This is a genomic window from Nostoc sp. (genome assembly GCF_036917455.1).
Classification (GTDB): Bacteria; Cyanobacteriota; Cyanobacteriia; order Cyanobacteriales; family Nostocaceae; genus Nostoc.
Genome location: NZ_JBALDK010000208.1, coordinates 1 through 12,697, shown reverse-complemented (window position 1 = coordinate 12,697; position 12,697 = coordinate 1). Strand labels below are relative to the sequence as shown.

Genomic DNA, 12,697 nt, shown 5'->3' with positions numbered 1-12,697 from the left:
CTTCAATGTGCTTCAGTATGTCACTCATATTTTTGTGTCAAAAATTTATCGCAATCTTCTTTTACCACAGAATATTACTATTTTGGAGATGTCTAGAGGATAGCGTACAACGTAAGACACTTGCCCAGAACATCACTCCCCACAAAGACAACAAATCGATTCAAAAATTAGGTTGGGATGATATTAAGGATGCAGCCGGTGCAGGCGCTCAATGGGTTGGAGATAAAGCCAGTGCAGGAGCTAACTGGGTTGGAGATAAAGCTAGTGCAGGCGCTCAATGGGTTGGAGATAAAGCTAGTGATGTCGCTTCTATGGGCAAAGAAGCCTTTGCTGCCTTAGTTGCGAGAGTTGCCCCAGGTTTAGCTGATTTGATTCGCCAAGGGCCGATGGGGTTACTGGGTGAAAAAATCAAAGACGGCATTAAAACCTGGGTTTCTAGCATCACTGGAAATATCGATATTGCTAGTGTAATTGCCCAATTGCAGGGTAGTTTTACAGGGGTCTTTGAAGGAATTCAGGGTGCTGTCAAAGGCGATCCAGCCTCTTGTAGTAATTTTGCCAATAGTTTAAAGGCGTTGCAAGACTTGGGACACGCCTTTATGGAAAATCCTGCCGTTAAGCAAATCCAGGCAGTGTTTTCTCAAGTTAAAGGCGTTTTCCAAAAAGTTACCGATTTAGTAATTGCCCCAGCTTTTGATGCCTTGATGAGCGTTGCAGGCGGTGTATTTGATGTTGTTAAGGGGCTGGCAACCACAATCTGGGAATGGGGCGCTCCCGTTCGCAATACTCTAGGTGCTGCCTGGGATTGGGTGAAAGAACAACTCGGCATTGGTGGTGATGGCGAAGGTGGCGTGTTGGGATGGCTGAAGACTAAAGCTTCCCAGGTGTGGACAGAAATAAAAGGCCCACTCGCGCCAGTGCTTGGCCCTTTGAAAACTGTGGGTAGTGTATTACTGGCTTTTTCACCAGTGGGTTCAATCTACCTCATCGTCAAATATGTTCCCCAGTTAGTTAAAGCAGTGGAGTGGTTATGGGCGCATAAAGACGATAAAGATATTGTCAAAAACGCTCATAAGGAAATGGGCGGTACAATTTTGCCGGAACTACTGAGTACTGTAGAAGGATTTAGCCAAACCATGCAATCTACAGTTAGCAGTTTGGTAAATCAGGCAGTTCAATTAAGTGAAGCAGTTTTAGAATTGTTAGGCTCAATTAGCGGTGTGCCGTTACTGAGCATGGCCCAAAGCTTAGTACAGACAGTATCAAATGGTGTAAAAGAATTCATCACCTGGTGTCAAGAAGGATTCCAATCAGCTGCTAAGTCAGTCCAAGAAGTCGCCAGCAAAATTGTCACGAAGATTAAACCATATATTGGCGTGCTAACTTCATTGGGGTTAGCCATTGTCAATCCGCCAATGATTCCCGTCATCCTAGCGGGTTGGGCTTGGCAAGCCTTAGATGACTGCTACAAAGCCCCAATTATTAATTTCCTCCTAGATATTGTCATTGGTGCGCTTCAAGCTGCACCCACGTTGCCCATGCTTGGCCCATTGTGGCCGATAGTTAAAACAGCAGTCATCGGCTTTCTCGAAGGAGTACGGAACCAAGATGACCAGAAGAAAATTGCGATCGCTAATCGGCTAGCTCAGATAATCAGTGGTGGTAGTCCAGGGTTCTTGATGGGATTTGTCAAAGGACTGCTTAAGGGAATTTGGGAGGGTGCAACCGATCCATTTAAGCTGATTTATTTAGCCATTGAAGGACTTGGAAGCTTAGTTAGCTGGTTTGAGAATGCAGCTAGCGATGCCTTAGAGCTTACCCCAGCGATCGCAGGAGCAACAGCCCAAGGCGCAACCCCAGAACAGAATGCACAACTACCCAATAACGAAAAAGCAGAGATGGGTAAGCGAGTGCAGCAAATGGCTGGAGATATCCAACCATCTGTGACTAAAGTGACGACAGGCTTTATGCCTGCGGTGCAAGAATTCTTTAGTGGCGGTGAGGGATTGACCTTTGCCGATCTGATGCACAAGCTAGGTGCAGCTTGGGGTGGAGTTCAAAACGCAATTCAAGGCGCAGCGAGTCAAATTGCTCAAAAAGTCTTTGACTTCATGCTCAAAGAAGGAGCAGAAGACGAGATTGGTGAAGGGGCGGGTTGGTTAACCGGAACGATCGCTTTTCAAGTGATTCTCGATTTCGTAACTGCTGGAACTTGGACACCTGTAAGCGCTGTTGGCAAAGCTTTACAAGGATTTGCTAAATTCCTTAACTTCCCGAACAAAGTGATGGAAGAAGCCTTTGTTCTATTGAAGAAATTGGGTGTCTTAGTTCTAGATGGCATTAAAGGTATTGGTCAATTATTTGAGCGTGCTGGTGGTGCAATTAAAGAAGTCCTTGGTTCTTTGGGCGAGATTGGTCAAAAACTGATTACCTTTGCCGAGGAACTGTTAGGGCGTACTAGAGGGGCAGCTGGTGAAGCCGTAGAAAAAGGCGTTGGCAAAGCCACAGCCGAAACTGTCGAGCAGGGTGCAGAGAAAGTAGCAATAGAAGGTGCAGAAAAAGCAACAGCAGAAACTGTTGAGACTGGCACAGAAAAAGCTGCTCAAGAAGCTGCCGAGAAAGATGCAAATAAAGCGGCTCAAGAAAGTGCCGAAAAAGATGCTGGCAATACAGCAGAGGAAGCTGCCGAAAAGGATGCTAAAAAAGCAGCAGAATTACCAGCAGCGATCGCCGAGGCGAAGTCTATTACAGAAGCAAATGATATTGTCAATACACCAGCATTAGTTCTAATTGGCATTTTGACTGCAACTGTCAAACCGCAATACTCATGGATCAAAGGCTTTGAAGCACATGTAAAAGAACCAGGTCATTACTCGATTCACATGATTGCTAGCGATCATGAAATAGATCCCAATTATACAACTCTAAAAGGTGTTGAAGATGCACCTCACGAAGCAACCCAGGCCAAACGCTTTGGGCAATTGGAAGGTGGCGGTGAATTTGAATTTCTCGGTAACTCTAGTGAAGGTATTGAAGGGTACTTTACACCTAAAGGTTCAAGCGATCGCATACCTGTTTCATTAAAGAATATGCCTGAAGTAAAAAGTGTTAAAGGTGCATTCCGTGAAATGAGACAAAATGTTCCTCATGTGATAAATTCTGGGGCTAAGGATGCGGTACTATTCACAAGCTTGCCTGAATATACGACAAACGATGTATTAACATTCCTTGCGAGTAGTAAACCTAATGTCTTGCCACAGCCCGGTGTATTCAAAAAAATTATGATTGACTGTAAAGATGGAGTTGTTGTTATAGATGCGGCCGGAATAGCTACTAAGCTATAAATATAGCCAAAAAAGCTACTAATGGAGGTATGAATATGAGTATTGATTTAAAAATATTTTCAACAATTCCAGATATTGCGGACTGGGGAGACATAAAAAAAAGGCTATATGTACTAATTAGTTCGGAAGAAAAAGAGTTTTTAGGCAAAAATCCATCTCTTTTTGAATTAGCTTCTAAACGAAAAGTGGCAGATGATGAACAACTATCTTTGGGTAATCACTATTATCTTTCGCTAGCGATACCAAATACATTAGGACTTTCAGTTATATCGAAGGCTGAAGACATTGACGAAGAAAATCTAGAGCTAGATTATCTCGAAGACTATGGAGAAAATCTAGAGCCAAAGGAAGTTCAAATACTTTTAGAGCGTTGGCGAATAGCTCGCTACTTCTATATTATTACCAGTTTTGGAGGTCGGAGCCGTCCTGAACCAAGGTTGTTTATCGCTTTGGCAACTGCTATTGCATTTAGTTGTTCTGGTTACATAATTGTGACAAACAACGACCTATTCGATTTAGGCGTTGGTATATATACGCCTGAAGAATTTCAATATACTAAACCAAAGTTTTAAGTTTTGAGGTTTATTTTGTCTTAAAAGCGAATTTGATGACAATGGAAATAAAGACTAACCATTATCAATTAAATCAAGAGCTAATACTACGCGATCGCACCATCTCACTTTTTTCCATCCACGCCCAAACTCTAGCTGTCACAAAACTGGAAGACGAGGTGATTGAATGTCGTCTCACCTTTCAAAGCAATCCAGAATTTCACCAACGCGTTGAAACTGAAGCCTTATTCAACCTCAAACCAGAAATCCGTATTCTCCTTTCCAGTGAAGATTTTTCACCTGAAGTAGATATCCAAATTGAGATTAATTTACAGCCAGATTTTATCTCAATTTTTAAAGAATATCTTGCCAATGTAGACGATATATCTATTAATTTACTCAAGTTAAACCAAGAACAACCTGATAATCCCCTATTTGCTACAGAAAATTGGCTGCTACTATCAGCTATGCAACTGCAAGCATCTAAACAAGTTGGCTACCGTACATTATGGCATTACCTCAGCCCAGCTACTCTTGCTCAAGCTGCCACATCTGGTAAATCCGATCCCATTTCCGATGCACTAGCAACTTTCTTCAAAGAATGGACAGAGAATAACTTATCTACCACAACTGAAAAAGCCACTGCTGAATTATTTGATGGAATTGCTCATTTTTTCAAAGGCTTCGCTGATTTCAATCTGGATGAATTAAAGAAAATCTTTAATGATATCGATCGGCAAGTTACAAAAAATGATAAACCCCCTGCAATTGACAGAACAATTCTTGAAGAAATGCTCAAATTCTTTACTGAAGATGACTGGAAATTTACTAAATTGCAAGGGGAATCTGTTTTACAACTTCCATTTAAAGGTAAAAATGGCAGATGGAACTGTTATGCCAAAGCTAGAGAAGAAAATAAGCAATTTGTCTTTTACTCCCTTTGCCCCATCACTGTGCCAGAAAATAGGAAACAAGCTGTTGCTGAATTCCTCACTCGTGCCAATTACGGCTTGATGATTGGCAACTTTGAACTCGATTTTAGCGATGGCGAGATTCGCTACAAAACTAGTATTGATATTGTAGGTGACAATCTCAGTTTTGCTATAATCAAAAATCTAGTTTACACTAACGTCACGATGATGGATGAATACCTACCAGGGATTACATTTGTAATTGATGGCGATGCTTCACCGAAAGAAGCAATTACTAAAATAGAAACCACGATATAGGAATCCGGTTTTATTACAAATATTACTTATTCTCTTGAAAGAATTTTAATCATTTCTTTTGTTTGGCTTATTCTTATCTTAATCTTTTAATGAAAATATCTTTAGTGCTAGCTAAGTTCTCTCATAACTACTATCAACAGATTTAAGTTCTGAATCTTGTTCTTCCACATTCATTACTCACTAATATCAAGTCTAGGTAATTAGTTATGATTCCCACACTAATTGCACTCCACACCCAGTTGCTCATCGGGGAAACCTCCAGACACTCGCAGATTCGCTAACGCTGTGACATTCCACTATCATTTCTTAAGCTTTTGACAACTCTGAGAAAATGCGTTTTTTGGAAATGTATTCTCGGTGTAAATGACGAAATCGGACTTAACGGACTTGCCCAAACTGTAAAAGACTTATGCAAACAATAGCCGAAGCCCTGATTTTAAGGTAGAGACAATTCATGTAGACGCAAAGCGGCTTATTGCCCCTACTGCATGTAATTTGATAATTCTGAAATTTCCCCGTAATTCCGGTTTTTAGCATGAGAACATGATTTATTTTTCCTACAAGTAATGAAATGAGAGAACTTGAATACCTGGTGGTGCAGTTAAATCCAAATACCCAAATAACATTCTAAATTATGGCAATTGAATTAGTCGGCTTTGCTTCTTTACCTGCTGATACCTTTAGTGATGGGCCATCTTCTGGTGCAGATGTTTCAGCTAATGGCAGAACCGGGCCTTTCCCAGGACAGCCAATTCAAGGCTTTAGTGGTGTACAGTTTGCTAACAGCAACTCTTTGTACTTCCTGTCAGATAATGGCTACGGAAGTAAAGATAATAGTGCAGATTTTCTACTGCGAATCAATCGCCTAGACCCAAATTTTAAAGGAACAGAAAATGGAGATGGCAGTGTTAAAGTTTTAGATTATATTCAACTATCTGACCCTAACAACAAAGTTCCTTTTCAAATTGTGAATGAGGGAACTACTGGAAGATTGCTAACTGGTGCAGACTTTGATGTAGAGTCATTTGTCTTTGACAAAGACGGGACAATCTGGGTTGGAGACGAGTTTGGCCCTTATCTGCTACATTTTGATGCCACTGGGAAATTATTAGAAGCTCCCATTGTTACACCTGACCAATTTAAAACTTTAAATGGAGAAGCACCTAAAGTTATTGGTCACAGAGGCGCAAGTGGTTATCGTCCAGAACATACCTTAGAGTCTTATAAGCAAGCAATTGAGCGAGGCGCTGACTTTATTGAGCCTGACTTAGTAGTGACAAAAGATGGTGTGCTAATTGCTCGCCACGAGCCAGCTTTAGCAGTTTTGAATGCTGATGGTACTGTCAATTTTAATAATACAACCACAGATGTTTACAAACATCCAGAGTTTGCCGATCGCAAAAAAACAGTAAGTTTAGATGGAAACACAATTACAGGTTGGTTTGCTGAAGACTTTACCTTAGCAGAAATCAAGACTTTACGGGCAGAAGAACGTCTACCTTTCCGGGATCACTCCTTTGACGACCAATTTGAAATTCCTACCTTCACGGAAATCCTCGATTTAGTTAAGCAAGTAGAAGCCGACACCGGTAAAAAGATTGGTATCTACCCTGAAACCAAGCATCCGACCTATTTTGCTGATGAAGCTACTTATGTAGGTACGACGGACAAAATAAATAGAAATATTAGTCAGCTATTAATCGATACGCTCAAAGCAAATAACTTCACTGACCCCAGTCGGATCTTCATCCAGTCCTTTGAAGTGAGTAATCTTAAAGAACTGCATGATACCATCATGCCTGCGGCAGGGGTGGATATCCCACTAATCCAACTTCTAGATGCCAGTGACATTGATATCAATGGCAAGATTATCGAGAGTCAGCCTTACGATCTGAAAGTCAGTGGTGACACTCGCACTTATGGCGACTTGCGAACTCCAGAAGGCTTGGCTGAAGTTGCTACTTATGCTGATGGCATTGGCCCTTGGAAGCGGATGATTGTTAGCGTCAAAGGTACTGATGCGAATGGTGATGGCAAAGCCGATGATGTGAATGGAGATGGAGTAGTCAATGATGCTGACAAGACAACATTACCTCCTACTACCTTAATTCAAGATGCTCATAACGCTGGTTTACAGGTTCACCCCTATACCTTCCGGGCGGAAGACCAATATTTAGCAGCAGATTACAAAGGTAAGCTAGAGCTAGAAATTCAGCAGTTCTATCAATTAGGTGTAGACGCGCTCTTCTCAGATTTCCCAGATATTGCGGATAAAGTACGCGACAAACTCAGAGACGATCCTCAGTATAATGTGGTGCGATCGCCACAAAACCCCGATGTTCTTTCAGGTGATGCTTTTGCTAACTTGGGTAGTTCTAAAGGTTTTGAAGGTGGAGCAATTAACGCCAGCAAAACCAAACTCTATTTGTTGCTAGAAGGTACGGTTCAGGGCGATACCCCTGGTGCTTTGCGGATCAATGAATTTGATTTAGCCAGCCACAAGTACACCGACAATAAACTCTATTACAGATTGGATAATCCGTCAAATTCCATCGGGGATTTAGCAGTCATTAATGATAATGAGTACCTAGTCATTGAACGGGATAACAATCAAGGGGCTGCGGCTAAATTTAAGAGAATCTACAAAATAGACCTGTCGAAAACAGATTCTAATGGCTATGTAGTTAAAGAAGAAGTTGCAGACTTGTTAAATATCCAAGACCCCAAAGACCTGAATGGAGATGGCAAAACCACCTTTGACTTCCCATTTCAAACCATTGAAAATGTTTTAGTTGTTGACAAAAACACCATTTTGGTAGCTAATGACAACAATTATCCTTTCTCAACAGGTCGTCCTGGGAACGATCCTCAAAATCCAGTCATAGACAACAATGAGATTCTTTTACTTAAGTTGGATAAGCCCCTTAACCTTGCTCCTGGTTTAGGTCAACCTCAAGCTGAAGAAATTAACTTTGGTTCCACTACCAGCGATGATATTACAGTTGAGCCAAATCAAACCTTATTCACAGGTGACGGAGCAGATTTTGTTGAGGGTACTAAAGGTAACACAATTGTAACCGGGAATGGTGATGACACCGCGATCGCCGGTAGTGAATCCTCAGTATCCACAGGAGATGGTGATGATAATATCTTTGTTGGTCAAAATGGTGTTGCTAGCGATACAAGTGTCGATGGTGGCAATGGTGATGACCAAGTTACTGTCGTTGAAGGCAGTGGTAGTAATAATTTGTTCGGAGGCGCAGGTGCTGATACTCTGACAGTAGTTGAAGGTTCGCATCAATTATCTTTCGGTGGTTCAGGTAACGATACCCTCAAGAGTAACGGCAGCAATAACCGTCTCTATGGTGGTTCTGGGGATGATAAACTCTTCTCCAATATCAATGACTCTCTGTCTGGTGGCGATGGTGATGATGTGCTATTTGCTGGTCAAGGGGGTGGCGATCGCCTCAGTGGCGGTATTGGTGCTGACCAATTCTGGATTGCTAACGCCAGTCTACCAACTAGCAAAAATATCGTGACTGATTTTGCGATCGGTACTGATAAAATCGGGCTTGGTGGTGTTGGTGTGACTCAATTTAGTGCTTTAACACTATTGCAACAGGGTAGTGACACCTTGGTGAAAATCGGAAATATAGAGTTGGCTTCATTGTTGGGAATTACATCAACTAGCCTCACAGCAAATGATTTCGTTTTCTCTGCTAGTGTGGTTTAACTCAAAGATGATTACAGATTAAATTCAAGATTCAAATGTTAAGATCCCCGATTTCTAAGTTGGGGATATTTTTGTGTGTAAAGATTTTTCTGCTTTTTATCCAAAATCTTAACTTGCTTATAACTTTCCTTAAACATTGAACAACTATCTTTTGAGGCAGTAAGCAAAGTTACATTCATTTAATTGTCTGCACCAATTTATGTGGACACTAAGCATTTTGTTGCCAAATACTACTCAGGTTTTTGTAACCAAGAATCTTTCGCTTGGGTTGAGTGTAGTTAATCGCTCATACAGACACACAATTGCTGCAATTAATTGTAGCTCACAATACTTAAGGAGTAATCGGCATGGCTGATACAAATAGCAACGGCAGAAATGTCATTATTTTTGTTGCAGATGGATTGCGTAACGGTTCTGTAAACCCCATTGATACCCCAACTTTATATAGCATCCGTCAGCAGGGGGTTACTTTCGCCAATAGTCATTCACTGTTTCCAACATTTACTACACCCAATGCTTCTGCGATCGCCACTGGGCATTACCTAGGTGATACAGGTGACTTTAGCAATACCATCTACACTGGTTTTCCTAGCCCTAATGCTAACGGTAGTGTCACGCCATTTATCGAAAATGATTCTGTTCTGGGGGATATCGATGAAAAGTTCCCCGGTAACAACTTTCTAGATGAAGAGTCACTCCTAGCTTATGCGCGATCGCAGGGTTTCAACACAGCAGCAGTTGGTAAATTAGGGCCTGTTGCCATCCAAGATGTCACACAAGTTAACCGAGAAGGTGGTACTACTGGTACTATTCCTACTCCCAATACAATAATTATTGATGACAGTACCAATGGTGCAACACCACCGACTACACCTGCTGGTTCACCTTCTGCTGTTCCACTCGATCCAGATATTGTCAGTCGTTTACAAGCTGCTGGTCTAGATGTAAAGCCAACACCGCGAGTCCAGCCAGCCGGTAACAATACAACTCCAGGTACTCTCAATTCCAATGTGGCTCAACAACAATACTTTGCAGATGCCACAACCAAGGTAATTTTACCCAAGTTTCAAGAAGATGGTAAACCTTTTGCATTGGTTTACTGGTCAAGAGATCCCGATGGTAGTCAACACAATCAGGGCGATAGTTTAAATACCTTAACACCAGGTATTAATGGCCCTACTTCAAAAGCTGGGGTCAAAGATGCTGATGATAATTTAAAGCAACTTCTTGACTATCTCAAAAGTACAGGCTTAGACAAGACTACTGATGTCTTTGTTACTTCCGACCACGGTTTTTCTACCATTAGCAAACAAGCTATTGATAGCCAAGGCACAAAAACTACTAGTTATGCTGCTACCCAAACTTATGCAGGTGTAAATCCGGGATTTCTCCCAGCAGGCTTTGTGGCGATTGATTTGGCTCACGATCTAGGTCTACCTCTATACGATCCTAACCCGACGACACTTCCTCCAGACCTCAACCACATCCAATATGCGGCTGTTGATGCTACACAAGGTCAACGTCCTATTTCTGGGAATGGTGTAATTGGTGGTACGGGTGAGGTAATTAATGGCCAACTCGACCCAGGTACAAAGATAGTTGTAGCTGCTAACGGTGGATCTGACCTGATTTATCTCCCTAATGGCAATGCTACTCTAGCTAAACAGGTAGTGGATTTGCTCTCACAAAAAGATTACATCAGTGGTATTTTTGTAGACGATGCTTACGGAACCATTCCAGGTGCTTTACCGCTAAGTGCGATCGGGCTAAAAGGTGATGCTAAAACACCAGTTCCATCAATTGTAATCAACTTCAAAACCTTTAGCACCGACCCAACCGACCCAAACAACCCTCAAGCTCAGGTAGAAATTGCTGATACAACTTTGCAGCAAGGGCAGGGGATGCATGGTAGCTTTGGTCGAGGTGATACCTTCAATAATATGGAGGCTATTGGCCCTGATTTCAAATCAGGTTATGTAGACTATGCACCTGTGAGTAATGCTGATGTCACACCCACCCTTGCTAGTATTCTGGGTTTGAATATTCCCAGTAATGGCGATTTGAAAGGTCGTGCTATTACAGAAGCATTGGTGGGAGGCCCGGATGTAGTTCCCTCCACCAAAGAAGTATTGACTTCAGAAAAAACTGCTAATGGTCAAGCAACAATTCTGGATTCTCAAAGTGTAGGTAATACTCAGTACTTTACAGCCGCAGGATTTGATGGTCGCACGGTTGGACTAACGACACTAGACCTGCAATTTGGTTCTACCAATAGTGATGATGTCACCCTCAAGCCAAATCAAACCTTATTTACAGGTGATGGAGCAGACTTTGTAGAGGGTAGTAAAGGTAATACAATTGTGACTGGCAAAGGTGATGACACGGTGATAGTCGGTAGTGACTCCTCAGTGTCCACAGGAGATGGCAACGATCAAGTCTTGATTGGTGCAGATAGCCCTGCTAGCAACACTAGTGCCGATGGTGGCAATGGTAATGACGAAGTTACTGTAGTGGAAGCCAATGGTAGTAATAATTTATTTGGGGCAGCAGGTAATGATACTTTGACAGTAGTTGAAGGGACTCGTCAATTATCCTTTGGTGGCTCAGGTAACGACACCCTCACCAGTAACGGTAGCAATAACCGTCTCTATGGTGGTTCTGGGGATGATAAACTCTTCGCTGGTGTCAATGATTCGCTGTTTGGTGGCGATGGTGATGATGTGCTATTTGCTAGTCAAGGAGGTGGCGATCGCCTCAGTGGTGGTGTTGGTGCTGACCAATTCTGGATTGCTAACGCCAGTCTGCCAATTAGCAAGAATATCGTGACTGATTTTGCGATCGGCACTGATAAAATCGGGCTTGGTGGTATTGGTGTAACTCAATTTAGTGCTTTAACACTGTTGCAACAAGGTAGTGATACTCTGGTGAAAATTGGAAATACAGAGTTGGCTTCATTAGTTGGAATTACATCAACTAGCCTAACAGCAAATGATTTTGTTTTCTCTGCTAGTGTAGTTTAGCGCAAAGATGATTACAGCTTAAATTCAATATTCTAAATTAGTTAATCAGCTGTAGCAAGCTAATGCGGGGGAATGATATTCCCTCGTTTTTTATATCTTTCACCATCACTCACACAGAATATATTTAGACGGATGGCAGCATAAATATCACTAAGTGCGGCAAAGATGATAGCTACTCCGTAGTCCTTGCTAACCAGCCAACTGCTGATGCGAGGGATTACTGTTACAGATGTGTAGATGCGATCGCTAATCAAGTCTTTGCATAAATCCTAGATTGTGTTTGCCCTAGTATATTTACTGAAGCTCTGGTAAAATTTGGACATTAAAATATATAGTGCATTCCTCACCTTGCTAATAAGAATATTACCTTTAATAAACGATCAATCTCAATATAAACAGGTGTGAGGCAACCAAATATCATACTTCAAAACAATTAATTATGAGTGCATCATTTGCAAGTGCGACTAACTTCCTAGCTGGGACAAATCCCAATTCCGTTACTACGGCAGATATTGACGGTGACGGGAAAAAGGATTTGGTGATTGCTAACTCTGATGACAACAATGTTTCGGTGCTGTTGAACGATGGCAGTGGCGGCTTTGGCGCTCCCACCAACTACACAGTCGGTGTGAGTCCTAGTTTTGTTGCTGTAGCCGACTTTGACGGTGATAGCAAACTAGACTTTGTAGTAACGAACTCCGGTGACAACAATGTATCGGTGCTGTTGAACGATGGCAGTGGCGGCTTTGGCACACCCACCAACTTTGCAGTTGGCACAAGTCCCCGTTCCGTTGCCGTGGCAGATTTTGACGGTGACGGG

At 42.1% G+C, this 12,697-nt stretch carries 5 protein-coding genes and 1 pseudogene; all 6 read left to right on the top strand.

Annotated features, from left to right (window positions below; genetic code table 11):
* The first annotated feature begins 17 nt into the window (after positions 1–17).
* Positions 18–3,344: a hypothetical protein gene (locus V7K42_RS22345; RefSeq protein ID WP_334919489.1), complete on the top strand. Its 3,327-nt coding sequence runs from the start codon at positions 18–20 to the stop codon at positions 3,342–3,344.
* Between the two features lie 35 nt (positions 3,345–3,379).
* Positions 3,380–3,916 carry a hypothetical protein gene (locus V7K42_RS22340; RefSeq protein WP_334919488.1) on the top strand — a complete coding sequence of 179 codons (537 nt, stop codon included), beginning with the start codon at positions 3,380–3,382 and terminating at the stop codon, positions 3,914–3,916.
* 35 nt (positions 3,917–3,951) lie between these two features.
* On the top strand, positions 3,952–5,124 hold the full coding sequence (locus tag V7K42_RS22335; protein ID WP_334919487.1) for a YbjN domain-containing protein: 1,173 nt from the start codon (positions 3,952–3,954) through the stop codon (positions 5,122–5,124).
* Between the two features lie 640 nt (positions 5,125–5,764).
* Positions 5,765–8,857 (top strand): annotated as a pseudogene (locus tag V7K42_RS22330) (esterase-like activity of phytase family protein); the annotation flags it as partial.
* Positions 8,858–9,204: 347 nt separating this feature from the next.
* Entirely contained in the window at positions 9,205–11,877 is a 2,673-nt protein-coding gene (locus V7K42_RS22325; RefSeq protein WP_334919486.1) for an alkaline phosphatase family protein, read from the top strand.
* 439 nt (positions 11,878–12,316) lie between these two features.
* Positions 12,317–12,697 (top strand): FG-GAP repeat domain-containing protein (locus V7K42_RS22320; protein ID WP_334919485.1); only part of this gene is annotated, 381 nt, incomplete at its 3' end.